The sequence below is a fragment of the Pseudomonas umsongensis genome (assembly GCF_002236105.1).
GTDB classification, from domain to species: Bacteria; Pseudomonadota; Gammaproteobacteria; order Pseudomonadales; family Pseudomonadaceae; genus Aquipseudomonas; species Aquipseudomonas umsongensis.
In genome coordinates, this window is the sequence record NZ_NIWU01000008.1 from 208,115 (window position 1) to 224,872 (window position 16,758).

General features: G+C 60.4%; 11 protein-coding genes. 8 read left to right on the plus strand and 3 right to left on the minus strand.

Going from position 1 to position 16,758, the window contains the following annotated elements; translation table 11 throughout:
* Positions 1 to 4: 4 nt before the first annotated feature.
* Positions 5 to 1,399 (plus strand): efflux transporter outer membrane subunit, encoded by a 1,395-nt coding sequence (locus PSUM_RS28195; protein ID WP_083349534.1) that lies wholly within the window; start codon positions 5 to 7, stop codon positions 1,397 to 1,399.
* A gap of 111 nt (positions 1,400 to 1,510) precedes the next feature.
* On the opposite strand, the gene pvdP is transcribed toward PSUM_RS28195, so the two are convergent.
* Positions 1,511 to 3,130, minus strand: coding sequence for a pyoverdine maturation tyrosinase PvdP (gene pvdP, locus PSUM_RS28200; RefSeq protein WP_033042615.1), 1,620 nt, complete (start codon positions 3,128 to 3,130; stop codon positions 1,511 to 1,513).
* Positions 3,131 to 3,356: 226 nt separating this feature from the next.
* Between pvdP and pvdM the strand changes: the two genes are divergently transcribed.
* From pvdM to PSUM_RS28225, 5 genes are all read left to right on the plus strand, one after another.
* Entirely contained in the window at positions 3,357 to 4,706 is a 1,350-nt protein-coding gene (pvdM, locus tag PSUM_RS28205) for a pyoverdine-tailoring dipeptidase-like protein PvdM (protein ID WP_083349535.1), read from the plus strand.
* 29 nt (positions 4,707 to 4,735) lie between these two features.
* Positions 4,736 to 6,028, plus strand: a complete 1,293-nt coding sequence (gene pvdN / locus PSUM_RS28210; RefSeq protein WP_083350182.1) for a pyoverdine-tailoring periplasmic protein PvdN — start codon at positions 4,736 to 4,738, stop codon at positions 6,026 to 6,028.
* A gap of 154 nt (positions 6,029 to 6,182) precedes the next feature.
* Positions 6,183 to 7,034 carry a dihydropyoverdine dehydrogenase gene (gene pvdO / locus PSUM_RS28215; RefSeq protein ID WP_414896140.1) on the plus strand — a complete coding sequence of 284 codons (852 nt, stop codon included), beginning with the start codon at positions 6,183 to 6,185 and terminating at the stop codon, positions 7,032 to 7,034.
* 210 nt (positions 7,035 to 7,244) lie between these two features.
* Complete coding sequence (locus PSUM_RS28220; RefSeq protein WP_083349537.1) at positions 7,245 to 8,894, plus strand: cyclic peptide export ABC transporter; 1,650 nt, start codon at positions 7,245 to 7,247, stop codon at positions 8,892 to 8,894.
* Positions 8,895 to 9,010: 116 nt separating this feature from the next.
* On the plus strand, positions 9,011 to 11,479 hold the full coding sequence (locus tag PSUM_RS28225) for a TonB-dependent siderophore receptor (RefSeq protein WP_083349538.1): 2,469 nt from the start codon (positions 9,011 to 9,013) through the stop codon (positions 11,477 to 11,479).
* Between the two features lie 101 nt (positions 11,480 to 11,580).
* On the opposite strand, the gene PSUM_RS28230 is transcribed toward PSUM_RS28225, so the two are convergent.
* Positions 11,581 to 11,919, minus strand: a complete 339-nt coding sequence (locus PSUM_RS28230) for a DUF6124 family protein (RefSeq protein ID WP_083349539.1) — start codon at positions 11,917 to 11,919, stop codon at positions 11,581 to 11,583.
* Between the two features lie 587 nt (positions 11,920 to 12,506).
* Between PSUM_RS28230 and PSUM_RS28235 the strand changes: the two genes are divergently transcribed.
* Both PSUM_RS28235 and PSUM_RS28240 read left to right on the plus strand, forming a co-directional pair.
* A complete protein-coding gene (locus PSUM_RS28235) occupies positions 12,507 to 14,543 on the plus strand; it encodes a lipase family protein (protein ID WP_083349540.1) in 2,037 nt (678 codons plus the stop codon).
* Positions 14,544 to 14,643: 100 nt separating this feature from the next.
* Positions 14,644 to 15,606, plus strand: coding sequence for a hypothetical protein (locus PSUM_RS28240; protein ID WP_231989884.1), 963 nt, complete (start codon positions 14,644 to 14,646; stop codon positions 15,604 to 15,606).
* Positions 15,607 to 15,727: 121 nt separating this feature from the next.
* Here the strand turns inward: PSUM_RS28240 and PSUM_RS28245 are convergent, their stop codons facing one another.
* Entirely contained in the window at positions 15,728 to 16,687 is a 960-nt protein-coding gene (locus PSUM_RS28245; protein WP_083349542.1) for an alpha/beta hydrolase, read from the minus strand.
* Positions 16,688 to 16,758: the final 71 nt, after the last annotated feature.

Sequence of the window (16,758 nt, forward strand, 5' to 3'; positions counted from 1 at the left end):
TTCCATGAAGCCGCAACTGAGTTTGCTGACCCTCTGCCTGCTGCTCGGCGCCTGCGGCAGTCCCGCCCAGCGTCCGGACAGCGGCATTACGCCGCCCACCGCCTGGCAATCACCACACTCCTCGGCTGCTACCCGCGACAACCAGCAATGGTGGAACCGCTTTGGCAGCCCGCAACTGGGACGCCTGATCGAACAGGCCCGAGTCGGCAGCTACGACCTGGCCGCCGCCATTGCGCGGGTGCGCCAGGCACAGGCCGAAACGGTGGTCGCCGGTGGTTCGCAGTTACCGGAAGTCCAGGCAGGGGCAAACGCCAACCGCCAGAAATTGCTGCGCGGCAATGGCTACAGCCAACTGGATGCCGACAGCGACAACAGCGCCGTGGACTATTTCAACGCCAACCTGACCGCCACTTACGAAATCGATTTCTGGGGTGGCCAGCGCGCTTCCCGTGACAGTGCGCAATTCGCGTTGCAGGCCAGCGAGTTCGATCAGGCGACGGTGGAGCTGACGTTGCTCAGCGGCGTCGCCAACACCTATGCGCTAACCCTGTCGCTGCAGGAGCAAAGCCGTATTGCCGGGCTCAACCTGGCCAACGCGCAGAACGTGTTGAAACTGGTGCAGACTCGCTTCGATTCCGGCTCCGCGACCGCACTGGAACTGGCTCAGCAGAAAAGCCTGGTGGCCGCGCAACAGCGGCAATTACCGCTGGTACGGCAGCAGTCCATCGACGCGCAGATCAGCCTCGCTACCCTCCTCGGCCGCCCGCTGCAGGAACTGGCGCTGGGCCAGGAGCATTTCGATCAATTGTCCTGGCCCGCCATTGACGCGGGCGTACCCAGCGAACTGCTCAGCCGGCGCCCGGACATCGCCCGGGCCGAAGCGCAACTGGCCGCTGCCCAGGCCGACGTCACCGTTGCCCGCGCCGCAATGTTTCCGACCCTGACCCTGAGCGCGGAAATCGGCTCCGGTGCCGACCGTGCCGGTGACATCCTGCGCAGCCCCTTCTACAACCTCACCGCCGGATTGCTGGCGCCGGTGTTTAACAATGGGCGCCTGGGCGCCGAGCGCGACCAGGCTTTGGGCCGCCAGGAAGAACTGCTGGAAAGCTACCGCGGTGCGATTATCAATGGCTTCGCCGACGTGGAAAAAGCCTTGAACAGCATTCGCGGACTGGACGAACAGCGCCAGTGGCAGAGCGAGGAGCTGAGCCAGGCGCAGACCGCGTTCAACATCGCCCAAAGTCGCTATGAGGCGGGGGCCGAGGATTTGCTGACAGTGCTGGAGACGCAACGCACACTGTATGCGGCGCAGGATTTGAATGTACAACTGAGGCTGTCGCGGATGCAGGCGAGCATTGCTTTGTACAAGGCGCTTGGGGGTGGGTGGCAGGTTTTGTAGTTGATCGTTCCCACGCTCTGCGTGGGAATGCAGCCCGGGACGCTCTGCGTCCCATCCAGAGCCGAACGCGGAGCGTCCGTTGAGGCATTCCCACGCAGAGCGTGGGAACGATCATGTAACGACCGGCTTCACCTTCAAATTCCGCGCATACCAAGGCCGCTGCGGCACCTTCCTGAACAGATCCGCCAGCTTCTTCTCGTCCTCGCCAAAGGTAATCCGCAACGCCAGCTTCATGGTCTCCGGGTCCATCTCCACCGACTTGCCCGCCTGCAACCCCGGCGTGGCGCTGCAACCATGGGTCCCCGGCCCCAGCCACGGGTCGTCGATCTCGACCCAACGCCCTGGCGCGAACCACTGCACGCCATTGACCTCAAGCCGACTCACCTGCCCCGGGTGGAAACGCTCATGGGCGCGGAACCAGTCTTCCAGGCGATCGTCGATCCAGCCGTGGAAGTGCCAGAACACCGGGTTTACATGGGACGAGAACGGATCGCCGAGGAAGTCGTTTTCCGGCGCATACCAGCGCGCGGAAAAGTCCGCTGGATCCCGGGCGAACGGCACTGGCTGGCCGTTGGACGGATCGCGCGGCACCGAGGCCCAGCGCATGTGCAACCAGTCGTGCAGGCCCAACTCGACCTCTGAGCCAAACTGCCCCAGGGTCAACTTCGACAGGTAACGCGGGTCACGGTATTGCGACTCCCAGACCTGGAAATTGCTGTGGTAGGTCTCGGCGGTCTTGATGTCGCTGACCCATTGCGAATACTCGTCATCGTCTTCGGCCAGCCAGGTAGGTGGCAGCGCCGTGCCGTCGTGGTTGTCGAAATAATTGGCGAAGCCGATGCGGTCCCGGGCCAGTTCCGGTTGCGGCAAGGGGAACCGCGTCCATGACGGCAAGTCCTGCATCGAACGTGCGGTGCCGAGCATGTGCCGATGCATGAAGAAGAAGTCCACGCCGGAGCCGTTGCGATCCTTGCGTGTGCCACGGGCGTCACGCTCCTTATCCCGCGGCCCGGGCTGCCACCCGATGCCGCGCAAGGCGTCGCGCTTGTCTTCGGGCAAGGTGTGCCATTTATCCCTGGACGCATGCCAGAGCTGGTGGAACAAGCGATGCTCCTGGGACGTCAGCCAGGCCAGCAGCGGTGGATTCAGAGCGGTGCGTTCGCGGGCTTCGGGGAACACCTTCTTGACCGCGACAAAGCGATTGTCCTGGGTCGTCATCATCAAGGGGCGATCCAGATCCAGCACGCGACCACTGAGGCTGCCGCTGCCGGCATTGCCGAAACCGGCCCAGACTTCGTCCAGCGCCATGCTGAACTCGTAGTCACAGCTGCCACGGGCGCTGAGCAAGCGCCAACTCAACTGCGCCGGCTTGACCCCGGCCACATCGCCCAGCACCTGATATCGCGGTGCTTCGCTGGAACGCAAGCGCTCGGCGGTGTCGAGAAAACCAACCAGGCCACGGCCCTTGTGGCCAATGTCGAGAAACAACTCCAGCCCGTCCCGTGGCAAGCCTTCAAGCCCGGCATCACGTCCTTCGAAACGGATCTGCCAGACACCACGCAGCGTATCCGCCAGGCGTTGGCCGGCGACATCCGCCACCTCGAACGACGCTTCGCCGGGGGTGATCGTCGGGTCCGGCTTCGTCCATTGGCGATGCCCATAAAAAGCCGCGGGCACAGCCGCGCCGGTCAGCGCCAGGCCTGCCATGAACCATCGTCGAGAAATCGTCATTGCCCTACCTGTGTCAGCCATGAAGCAGGCTTTATCCAAGCTAGAACGTTTGTTCCCTTCCAAAATTTATGGTGCAGCCAAAAGATCGCAGCCTGCGGCAGCTCCTACATGAAATGCCTGCCCCTGTAGGAGCTGCCGCAGGCTGCGATCTTTTCAGGAGCACCTAAATTCCTTGGTCGATCACTCGTTCCTCCCAGATAGCAAAGGCTCCCTGACTGAGACGGCAATGACAAAACCACGTTCGAAAAAGGCTCTTTTCATCGGCCTGCCGCTAGCCCTGGCGATCTGCGCGGGCGCAGGCTTTGCGGCCTGGGATTACGGGCTCAAGGACAATCACGGTTACCCGGTCAAAGTGATGAAGCAGGCCGAAGAACTGCATGAGCGCCTTCTCTCGTTCGACAGCCACATCACCGTACCCATGGACTTCGGTACCGCCGGCAATGAAGCCGACAAGGACGGCAGCGGCCAGTTCGACCTCGTCAAGAGCGGACGCGGACGCCTGTCCGGTGCGGCCCTGACAATTTTCGGCTGGCCGGAAATCTGGAACGGTCCCAACGCGCCGCATCGCCCCACCGCCGGCTTCGTCGAAGAGGCACGCTTCGAACAGGAAACCCGCTACAAGATCATCAGCGCCCTGGTGCGCGACTTCCCCAACCAGGCCGCCATCGCCTACACCCCTGACGATTTCCGGCGCCTGCATGGCGAAGGCAAGTTCGCGATCTTCATGAGCATGCTCAACGCCTACCCACTGGGCAACGACCTCAATGCCCTGGATAAATGGGCGGCACGGGGCATGCGCATGTTCGGCTTCAGTTATGTGGGTAACAACGCCTGGGCCGATTCATCCAGGCCGCTGCCATTCTTCAACGATTCCCGGGACGCCCTCGGCGGTCTCTCGGACATCGGCAAGCAGGCGGTGCAGCGCCTCAACGACCTCGGCGTGATCATCGATGTCTCGCAGATGTCGACCAAGGCCCTGGAGCAAGTGGCCCGGTTGAGCCGCACGCCGATGGTGGCCTCGCACTCCGCCCCGCGCGCCCTGGTAGACATCCCGCGCAACCTCAGCGACCACGAAATGCAGTTGATCAAGGACAGCGGCGGCGTGGTGCAGATCGTCGGCTTCCCGACCTACATCCGCCCACTGAGCCAGGCCACCCAGGACAAGCTCAACGCCCTGCGTGCGCGTTTCGACCTGCAACCCCTGCAAGGCCTGGAGATGGCGTTGATGCCGGGCGACCCGATCATCACCGTGTGGTCGGAACAACGGTTCGGCGAATACGCCAGCCAGCTCTACGCGATTGTCGACGAAGAACCCAAGGCCACCCTCAAGGACTACGGCGACGCGATTGACTACGCGGTGAAGAAAATCGGCATCGATCACGTCGGCATCAGTTCCGACTTCAACGATGGCGGCGGCCTGGACGGCTGGAAAGACGTCAGCGAGGCGCGCAACGTGACAGCCGAGCTGATCAGCCGCGGCTACAGCGAAGCCGATATCTCCAAACTCTGGGGCGGCAATTTCCTGCGGGTCTGGGACCAGGTCGAAAAAGCCTCCCGGCCCGTCGCCAAAAACTGATGCCACTTTTGCCAAGCGAACCCGAAGCCATGACCAACCGTCGCTCCTTCCTCAAGCAGGCCGGCATTCTCGCCGCCGGCCTGCCCCTGGCTGCTTCCGTGTACCCGCCAGCCCTGGCCGGCGATCTACAACAGCAGCCACCGCCTTTGCCCAAGGGCAAATGGGCGCAGTTGCGCCAGCTGTTCAATCAGGACCCGAACTACCTGCATTTCGCCAATTTCCTCATCACCTCGCACCCAACGCCGGTGCGCAACGCGATCGACATGCACCGCGCCAACATCGACCGCAACCCTGGCCGGGCCATGGACTGGGACCTGCAGGAAACCGAGAAACGCGAGCACAATGTGCGGGTATGGGCCGGACGCTACCTCAATGCCAAACCCGAGCAGATCGCGCTGACCGGCAGCACCACTGAAGGCCTGGCGATGATCTATGGCGGGATTCATGTAAGGCCGGATCAGGAAATCCTGGTCAGCGAACATGAACACTATTCCACGAATTACACGCTGGAATTTCGTCAGCAACGCCAAGGCACGAACGTGCGCAAGCTCAAGCTGTTCGAGAGCAGCCGCGACATTTCCGTGGACGAAGTGCTGGGTTCGATCGCCCAAGGCATCCGCCCACAAACCCGCGTGCTGGGCATGACCTGGGTGCAATCGGGCAGCGGTGTGAAACTGCCGATCGGCGAAATCGGCAAGCTGGTCGAAGAGCACAACCGCAAGCGCGACGAAAAGGACCGCATCCTGTATGTGGTCGACGGCGTGCACGGCTTTGGCGTCGAGGACCTCGACTTTCCCGACATGCACTGCGACTTCTTTATCGCCGGTACGCACAAATGGATGTTCGGCCCCCGTGGCACCGGGATCATTTGTGCCCGCTCCGCCGAGGTCCGGGACGTCACGCCGATCATTCCGACCTTCAGCGAATCCACCGATTTCGCGACCATCATGACCCCCGGCGGCTATCACAGTTTCGAACATCGCTGGGCCGTGGACGAAGCGTTCAAGCTGCACCTGGATTTGGGCAAGGCCGAGGTCCAGGCGCGCATTCATGAACTCAACAGCTATGCCAAGGATCGCCTGCTGGAACAGCCGCGGATCGAACTGGTCACGCCAAGGAGCCCGCAACTGTCCGCCGGTTTCACCTTCTTCCGGATCAAGGACCAGGACTGCGAAAAGGTCGCCAGCGGGCTGATGCAGAACCGCGTGGTCTGCGACTCGGTGGACCGTGACGCTGGCCCGGTGATCCGCATCGCTCCCGGCCTGCTCAACAGTGAACACGAAATCGACCGGTTCACGGCCCTACTGAACAAAACCGCCTGAAACCACCATTCACTGTAGGAGCGAGCATGCTCGCGATGGTCGCCAGAACACTGCGGATATTCAGACACCCCGCGTTATCGTTGACGTCCATCGCGAGCATGCTCGCTCCTACAGGGTTCGCTCTTCTTTATCGAGATAGAAAATGACCCGTCACATGTTAGCCCTCGCCCTAACCGCCCTCATCGCCGGCCTGCTCCCCTGCGCCGCACAGGCCGCCACCCCACCGCCAGCGGGCAAGGTATTCAAGGACTGCAAGAACTGCCCGGAAATGGTCGTGCTGCCCGCCGGCACCTTCACCATGGGCACCCCGGATGACGAAGTCGGCCGCGAGCCCGATGAGGGTCCGATGCATGAGGTGACCTTCGCCAACCCCTTCGCCATGAGCCGCTTCCAGATCACCGCCGGTGAATGGGACAGCTATATCAAGGAAAGCGGCGTGACCATCGCCAACGGCGATACCCGGCCAGGTCGCGAGTGCATCGCCAGCAAGCCGCGCTACCCGCAGGGCCCGCGTCAGCCGGCGGTGTGCATGAACTTCGACGACGTGAAGAACTACGTCGCCTGGCTGTCGAAGAAAACCGGACAGCGATACAGCATGGTCAGCGAGGCCCAGCGTGAATACGCCGCACGCGGCGGCACCCAAGGCCCGTTCCCCTTTCCGTTCGATGAAGGCAAGGGATACAGCATCGCCAAACACGCCAACACCTACGGCCCGGCGGACGGCTACAGCTACAGCTCGCCGGTGGGCAGCTACCCACCGAACGCCTTCGGTATGTACGACATGCACGGCAACGTCTATGAGTGGGTCGAAGATTGCGAACACCCGAACTACGTCGACGCCCCCACCGATGGCAGCGCCTGGCTGGAACCCAACTGCGAAGCCGTGCGCATCCGCGGCAACGACTGGGGGGAAGCCCCGGTGTTCTCCCGCTCCGGAAACCGCAACAGCCAATACCCTCAGGAACGCGGGGACTGGATAGGCTTTCGTGTAGTGCGCAATCTCTGACCCCCCCCCTACCATCCACTGTAGGAGCTGCCGCAGGCTGCGATCTTTTGACTTTGATTTTTTTAAAAACAAGATCAAAAGATCGCAGCCTGCGGCAGCTCCTACAGGGATTTACGTGTAGTTCCCCGCCACCAGTCACCCCCTCTAAATTAACCCCTCGACCAGACGTTCTACTGGGTATCTGCCTTCCGACCCAAGGAACCGTCTTCCATGACCCAGCCTACCCGAGGCGCCATCGGCGAATTGTTCGCCCTGCTCAAGCCCTTTCGACTCATCGTCGTCGCGTCCATATTCCTGGGCATGGTCGGCGGCCTGAGCGTCACGGTATTGCTGGCGACCATCAACAATGCCCTGCACTCGGACAGCGGCCTGACCCAGGGCGTGGTCGCGCTGTTCGCCGGCCTGTGCCTGCTGGCGCTGGCCAGTTCGATCTGCTCCGACATCGGCACCAACTATGTCGGCCAGCACATCATCGCCAAGCTGCGCAAACAGCTGGGCGAGAAGGTGCTGTCGGCGCCGATCGAACAGATCGAGCGCTATCGCAGCCATCGCCTGATCCCGGTGCTGACCCACGACGTCGACACCATCAGCGACTTCGCCTTCGCCTTCGCGCCGCTGGCGATTTCCCTGACCGTGACCCTGGGATGCATGGGCTACCTGGCGATCCTGTCGTGGCCGATGTTCCTGATCATGGTGGCCGCGATCCTGATCGGCAGCGCGATCCAGGCCTACGCCCAGAGCAAGGGTGTGCAAGGCTTCATGGCCGCCCGCGACGCTGAAGACGAGCTGCAAAAGCACTACAACGCCATTGCCGAAGGCGCCAAGGAACTGCGCATCCACCGCCCTCGCCGCCAGCGCATGTTCAGCTCGGGCATCAAGGGCACCGCCGAATTCATCTGCAACACCCAGGTGCGTTCGATCAACACCTTCGTCATCGCCAAGACTTTCGGCTCGATGCTGTTCTTTGTGGTCATCGGCCTGGCCCTGGCCCTGCAAGCGTTCTGGCCGAGCGCCGACAAGACCGTCATGAGCGGCTTCGTGCTGGTGCTGCTGTACATGAAAGGCCCGCTGGAGCATTTGATCGGCACCCTGCCGATCGTCAGCCGTGCGCAGATTGCCTTTCGCCGCATCGCTGAACTTTCCGAACAGTTTTCCACCCCGGAACCTCACCTGCTGCTCAGCGACCAAGGCAAGGTCAAACAGGCCGTGCACGAACTGCAACTGACGGACGTGCGCTACGCCTTCCCGTCGGTCGAGGGTGCTGCGCCCTTCCAATTGGGCCCGGTCAACCTGTCGATCAAGCAGGGCGACATCACCTTCATCGTCGGCGAGAACGGCTGTGGCAAGACCACCCTGATCAAATTGCTGCTAGGCCTGTACACGCCGCAACAGGGACAGATTCGTGTCAACAGCGAGGCCATCGACGCGCACAATCGCGATGACTATCGGCAATTGTTCACCACCATCTTTGCCGACTATTACCTGTTTGACGACGTGGTCCAGGGCGATACGCAAATCCCCGAAGACGCCAACAAATACCTGCAGCGCCTAGAGATCGCGCACAAGGTCAGCGTCAAGGACGGCAACTTCACCACCACCGACCTGTCCACCGGCCAGCGCAAGCGCCTGGCGCTGGTCAATGCCTGGCTGGAAGAGCGGCCGGTGCTGGTGTTCGACGAGTGGGCGGCCGACCAGGACCCGACCTTCCGACGGATTTTCTACACCGAGCTGCTGCCGGACCTCAAGCGCCTGGGCAAGACCATCATCGTGATCTCCCACGATGACCGTTATTTCGATGTAGCGGACCAACTGGTGCGCATGGAAAGCGGCCGGGTCGTCACCGAGCTGGTGCCTGCCTGAACCCCAATGACATTTCTTTCACATTTCTTTTCCGGTTTCGCAATCGCATCTCGTCTTAATAATCATTCCCATTAATAAAAAATCTGCACGACACTTTTCAGGAGCACAGGCAAGTAATGCGATCTCTTCCACGCCGTACCCCTCTCGCGCTGGCCGTACAGCGCCCGTCACTGCACAAAACGCTGTTGACCAGCGTCCTGCTGACCGCCACGTTGCTGGGGAGCACGATGGCCAACGCAGCGCCTGTAAAAGTGAGTATTGCCGTGCAGCCGCTGTCCAGCGCGCTGACCCAACTGGGCATGCAGACCAATCTGCAAATCCTCTACAGCCCGGACCAGGTGGCCGGCATCAAGTCCCGCGCGGTGTCCGGCTCGCTGGAGCCTTCCGCAGCCCTGGCCGAGATGCTCAAGGGCACCGGCATTTCGTTCCAGATCAACGGCAACAGCGTGACGCTGGTGTCGGGTGGCTCGTCGAGCCTGCAACTGGGCGCTACCACCATTTCCGGCCAGGCCCTGGGCTTGACCACTGAAGACACCGGCTCCTACACCACGGGTGCGACTACTACCGCCACCAAGCTGCCGCTGACCCTTCGCGAAACGCCGCAGTCGGTGACCGTGGTGACCCGTCAGCAGATGGACGATCGCGGTGTGACGAGCGTCGCCGATGCGCTGCGCAACACCCCGGGTGTCACCGCCCAGAAGTACGACAGCGACCGTACCGAATTTTCCGCCCGAGGCTTTGCCATCACCAACTTTCAATACGATGGCGTCAACATTCCCTACGACGGCGTGTACGGTGAAAACCCCAACAACAGCGATGACGCTGCAAGCCTCGATCACATCGAAGTCATCAAGGGCGCGACCGGCCTGATGACTGGCGCCGGCGACCCGGCGGCCACCGTCAACCTGATCCGCAAGAAACCAACCAAGGAATTCAAGGCCTCGGTCAGCGCCACCGCCGGTTCCTGGGACAACTACCGTACCGAGGGCGACATCTCCGGCTCGCTGAACGATAGCGGCAGCGTGCGCGGCCGTTTCGTCGGTGCCTTGCAGGACAAAGATTCCTACATCGACCACTACAGCCAGAAGAAAGACCTGTACTACGGCATCCTCGAAGCCGACCTGACCGACGATACCCTGCTGACCCTGGGCGTCGACAAATCCAGCGCCACCCCTCGCGGCAGTTCCTGGACCGGTAACACGGTTTACTACGCCGACGGCGGCAAGACCGACTTCTCCCGCGGTTTCAACCCGGGCGCCGACTGGAGCCGCCGCGACTTCGACAGCACCACCTACTTCGCGTCCCTCGAGCAAGCGCTGGCCAACGACTGGAAACTCAAGCTCAGCCTCGACCAGAAAACCACCGATCACGACACCCAACTGGCCTCGGCCAGCGGTGGCTACCCGAACCGCGACACCGGCGAAGGCATGTTCTTTTACCAGGGGCACTGGGAAGGCCATCGCGTGCAGAACACCGCTGACGTGAACGTCTCCGGCCCTTTTACCCTGGGCGGTCGCGAGCATGAACTGGTGGCGGGTTTCATGACGTCCCACTCCCGTCAGACTGGCGCAACCTATGGTAGCCCCACCGACTCCGATGGACTGGTACCGGGCAACATCTTCGACTGGACAGGCCATATCGCGAAACCGGACTTCCCGAAAAACGGCAAGTACGAACGCACCCAAAGCCAGAACGGCGCTTACCTGGCCACGCGCCTGCGCCCGACCGACGACCTGTCGTTCATCCTTGGCGGTCGCGTAAGCACCTACAAGTACAACGAGGACTACACCTACTACCCCGGCGCCGGCCTGGCCGACACCCACGCCAGCTACAAGGAACATGGCGTCGTCACGCCTTACGCCGGTGTGGTCTATGACCTGGACGATACCTACTCGGTCTACGCCAGCTACACCAGCATCTACCAGCCACAGATCTACAAGGACGCCAGCGGCAAGACCCTGGAGCCGGTTGAAGGCGACAGCTACGAAACCGGCCTGAAAGCGGCCTATTTCGACGGCAAGCTGAATGCCAACCTGGCCTTCTTCCGCATCGAGCAGGACAACGTCGCCCAGTACGTCACCACCGACACCACCACCGGCCAGGACGTCTACAAACCCACCTCCGGCGCCACCACCAACGGCGTGGAACTGGAACTGGCCGGCGAACTGGCCCAGGACTGGAACGTATCGGCCGGCTACACCTATGCCCGTACCCGCGACAAGGATCACCAACGCATCTACGGTTTCCCGCTGGCCACCAGCAAACCGGAACACGTAGTACGCACCTTCACCACTTACCGCCTGCCCGGCGCATTGGACCAGTTCACCGTCGGTGGTGGCGTCAGCTGGCAGAGTGCGTTTTACGGCCAGAGCTTCAGCCCTACCGATGGCAGCACTTCGCTCAAGCAAGGCGGCTACACCCTCGTCGACCTGATGACCCGTTATCAATACGACGACCACCTGAGCTTTACCGTCAACGCCTACAACGTCTTCGACAAGCGCTACCTGACGGGCCTGGGCAACTTCGGCACCACCTTCTACGGAGAGCCGCGCAACATGCAGATCACCGCGAAGTACGACTTCTGAGGCTGAGCTGAAATAAAAAATGCCCGTATTGAGAGATGCGGGCATTTTTGTATGTGCCGATATTTGCGGTGCATGTGATGCCGCCTTCGCCCCAACATTGATTATTCAGGCGGATCGATCCGGTCCAACGCCCGGTTCACCGCCAACTCCCCCAACATGATCACCTGGGCAATCCCCAGCAACGAATGACGACCTGTCCCTTCCATATGATCCGCCAGATCCAACGCCATGACATTGGCCGAAGCCAGAGACTCACAGGCATGAGCCAGCAGGGTTTCGACATCGAGCTCAGGGTTGACGATGAACATGCTGCAGAGCTTGCGTGGGGTGGACTGGATGTCGGCGGCCGAGGGGATGCGGTCGTTGGGATTGTTTGGGTCGGAATTTTCTGACGAGGGTGTCGGATCGCGGTCCGGCCGATTCGGCGTTTCTCTGATCATATGCTGATTACTCCTGAATGGAGCCGCCAACTCTTCTCTACTAAAAGAAGGGTGGCGGCTGGACGCAGGTTAGTAGACCGGGGAGATCAGCATTTACCGGCGCGCCGAAGCGCCCTGCGCCAGCCACCATCAAGTTCAGGGATGGGATACCTGATTGACAGAGCCTGTACACCTTACTGATAACACCACGGGCTACTAAACCCGATCACTGACAATCAGTGACCCGAGCCAAGTTACCGAGCGACCCCAAGGCGCACAAGCCGGCGGATTCTGGAGTAACTGTAGGCAACGACGCAAGGTGCTGTGGCTTTCTGGAAGTAACCTGTCTGGCAATTAAACGCGCTGCAAATTGCTCGAAAAAGCGCCGCAAATAGATGCCCAACAACCCTCGACCCGAACGCTTGAACGCCGTCCGATTCCACCGCGCAACACCCCTCTCCAAACCCGGCACCATTCCTACAGATCCGGCGCACAACCATCTCGGATGCATCCTACGTGTGTAATGGAAAAATCCTATTTCGACCCTTGTCGGTTTCTTGAAAGCTATCGAGCTGCTGTTCGAATAATTCAAATACTCAAGGACTGATATGAACGACACCCTGCACCGTACGGACACACTCAACCCTTTCAAGAATGTTACTTGCGGCAAGCAAAAAGATTACTGGGTGGAATTCCAATTACTGGACGAACTGGGTGAGCCCGTCGCGAACATGCCCTATCGGGCGATTAATGAGGCCACCCGTACCGGTTATGTTTCTGAATACGCTGGCCAAAGCGATGCTCAAGGCGTGATCCGCCTTGACGGCCTGCACCCGCTGGCCATCACGCTCAAGATCGAGGCCGCCCCGCTGCTCGAGCAGATGCAGACTCGCCGCCTGCGCGCCGTACGGCCCGAGCCACCTCGTCCTGGCCCGGGTGACCACACTCCGCTGTATGGGCCACAGCGTTCGGGCTTTTCGCCGATCGAGGAAAGGGCGCTTGCGGACGGTCATGGCTACCACTACTTGCGTATTGGTCAGTTATGCGATCAAAAGCCTACGTTTGATCCACCCTTGGCTGACCCGGATCAGCTTCCGGCCTTCCATTTTCCGGACCGGTCATTTGGCGGTTTTACCGTGGCTGATGATCAACTGGATCGTCGCCATGTGCTGGAGATTTGTCCGTTCCGTGCCTGGTCGCTGACGTTGCACCACCAGGCTGACTACAGCCTGGCCAATGCATACAACCTGGGGCTGATGAGCATTCTGGCTTACAGCAATCGGCCAGAAAGCGATCTGGGTTCGGTCAAGGAACTGTTCGAGCAACAGTGCCTGGATTTGTCGCGCACACCTCGGGTTTGGGATAACGGTCAGGCGTGGCCTTGTCTGGTGACCGACGTTCCCTTTCGCGATCGCTATACAGCGGTCAAGTCCTTGGACACTGCCAAGGCCAAGCCACCGGAAGGCCATACCCAGCTGATTTACGCCATCAGTGCTTCCCAGATGCTGGTGGCTTGGCGCGGCACCGAGATGAATGGCCTGGCCGACTTGAGCACCGATTTGACTTTTCGCCCGGTGAAACCGGAGGTCGCAGCCAATTGCGAACCGAAGGTGCCCTGTGCTGATCTGGTTCCAGAGGGCAGCGTGCACCTGGGGTTTCGAGATGCGTTTGAAATAGCCAGGAGGATTTATGCCACGGATTTTGGGGACATGATTTCTGTACATTCCCGAGATAAAGAGCTTTTTATATGCGGTCACAGTCTTGGGGGTGCTCTTGGTCTAGTCCATGCCGCCTCACTGAAAGAGCGCAATCCGCTGCTATATACCTATGGCATGCCACGCACCTTTACCCTCAAGGCCATTCAGTCCTTGAGCGAGCTATGGCATTTCCGCCATGTCAACGACACCGACCTCGTCCCCCGTGTGCCGCCCGAAGCGGCCCTGGACAATCATTTTTACGACGTCTACGGCTCAATGGGGACAGTCATGGGTTTTAGCTGGTCTTCAGGTCGGGCACTGGCCAGTACGCTGTTCAAACACGGTGATCCGTTCAGCCATCATGGCGAACTCGCCATGTTTCTTAGAGCCGAGCAGCACCGGGAACAGGCAATCACCCCATACCCCGCTTACCGCAAACCGGACGGCGCACCCTATCGCAGTAACATCACGGTGAAGTTGCAGGAAATGGCCAAGTTGTATCTGGTTCCAAGCCTGAGCGCGGCCGAAGACAAACAGGCCGAGCAGGCCCAGGAACGTCTGATCACGTCCCTGAGCGCCGAGAGCCGTGCCCGATTCTTTCCGCGCCACAGTCACCCGGATATAGGCCGCATGCTGAGTATTGGCGATCACTTCATGTCGCAGTACCAACCCTATATCCACAATCAGTTGATGGAATCGCTCGACCCGGAGCGCAGTCCGTTACTGGAGCGCCAGGTACAGCGGAACAAGTTCAAGCAGCAGATGAAGGACAACTACGCCACCATTCCTGCGGATGAGTACGAGCGTAACAGCGTGTTCCTGGAATTACAGAAGCTGATTGACCAAGCGCTGGGGGTAACGCAACAGGCCGAAGGCGGTACAGAAGCGCTACAGCGTTTCAATGCCATCGCTGACCCGCGCGCCTATTACGAGAAAACCTTCGGTTAAGCCCATGAACGCGACAAAGGACAAACCCATGCGCCACAGGCTGCCCGTCGTTTTATGCACACTGTTTTTCAGTCTCAGTGGTTGCAGTCAGGATTACAGCATGGCGCCGCCCGCGAACAGCGAAAAGATAACCGTGACCGTCAAACTGCCAAAGGAACTGAAAACCGAAACCATGTGGGTGATGTATCGCTCAGCCACTTGCAAAAGTATCAGTCATGGTGCCAGCGGCCAGCGCGTTGAGCAGGATGGTCGTCATTCGGTTTACGAGGAATTTCAACGTCAGGGGCAGAGCGATCTCTATCAAGTCGAACTACCCAAAGATGGTGGTGGCGCGTGCAAATGGCATCTGGCCAATGTGACTTTTGGCGTTGTCTATGCCGATCCGGCTCGCTTTGGCGAGAACGTAATCGCAGGAGGGGGAGGCGGTGTGGTTGTGATATTCGACCATAACAACTCACCACGAGGCGGCGCGGATATCAAAGTGGATGGAGATTTGAAACTCAAGAAGGATTACTACCCTTGGGTTGATGAGGAGTTTCTAGGACCGTACAAAAAAACTATCCGCTTGGCAGGCGAAGGCGATATCTATCTCGCGTATCAGGCATTAGAGGCACGGCAAGTGTATTTCGAACCTGTCCTGCATTCCGATTACGTGATTTATTCAGCCGGCCCTAAGGTAAAGAAAAAAGGTAACTACACCGAATTCACCTATCCCAACGGCAGCGTTGTGGCAGATGGTAAGTGGCACCCTAACTTCCTGAGGCTACAAACCATCCGCACCGGACGCGCCGCCGATTGCTTCGATTCTTGGCGTTACGCCAACTGCCCAGACCGTCGCCCACAGCTATTACCTGATTGGCTGCCCGAGCCCGGAAAACCGGGATTTGGTCGCTACGTCGTTGCGGACGAGTGGGGCAATAAATTGCCGTCTTACTTCTATCGACTGGCCGGCGAGGACGGTCAGGTCTTTCAAGACTTGAGCGAACCTAATGGGCGCACGAAGCCGCTGCCAGAAAGCGCGCATCCAGTGCGTAAAGCCGAGTTTCCCAAGCGGGTATGGTAATGTCTTGCGCGCAAAATCAGGTGTTCAAGTTCTCCACCAGGCGGGAGCCAACTGTGACGCAGAGCGTCACGGGATGCATTCCCACGCGGAGCGTAGGAACGATCCTGGCGTGTGTATTCGTTCAGATCACCCGCGACCGCACCCACCCCGCCACTTCCGCATGAATCCCTTCCACCTCCCTCAACAACCCCGCCATCCGCAAAAAGTCATGGGTCATGCCCGGTTGTTCCAGCAACGTCACCTCATTCCCCGCCGCCCGCAAACGTTCGGCATACGCCAACCCTTCATCATGCAACGGGTCATAACCGGCCAGGTACACCAGCGCCGGCGCCAAACCCGACAGGTCGTCAGCCAGCAACGGCGAGCAGCGCCAGTCGGCCAGGTCCGCAGGCGTGCGTGCGTAGTGGGCGTAGAACCAGTCCAGGGTCGGGGTTTCCAGGAGGTAACCTTCGGCAAAATCCCGGTGCGAGGCGCAGTGGGTGGTGGCATCTGTGACCGGGTACACCAGCAGCTGCGCCTTGGGTTTCAGCGCCAGTTCCGCAGGCTCGCGAACGGCGATGATCGACAACACCGTGGCCAGTGTCGCGCCGACGCTGTCACCGGCCAGTGCCACGCGGGTGGCGTCCAGGCCACGGGGGGCGCCTTCGCGTACCAGCCAGTTGCCGGCGTCGCAGGCGTCTTGTACCGGGGTTGGGAATTTCCATTCGGGGGCCAGGCGATAATCCACGGTCAACAGGGCAAAACCACCCTGGGCTGCGAGGCGACGACATAGGGCGTCGTGGGAATCGAGGCTGCCGACCACGTAGCCGCCGCCGTGGAAGTACAGCATCACCGGTTGCAGGCCGTCGAAGGGTTGGCCGTCGCGATACAGGCGCGCCGCGAGGCTGTGGCCGTCGCGGGCGGGGATGGTGAAGTGGTCGCAGGCAATGTGGTCCAGTGGTACATCGAGGAAGCTGGAAGAGGCTTCGAAGTCGATCCGTGCCTGTTGCGGGGTTTGTTCGTGCATTGGGCGGCTTTTGCCGGTGAGGCGACCGAACTCGGCGAGTTCGAGGAAAGCTTCAAGTTCTGGCAGTAGGGCCATGGGGGGAGTCCTTTTACACAAAGAGGTCAATAATCAATCTTGTAACGAGCGACGCTCCCCCAGAGGTGAGT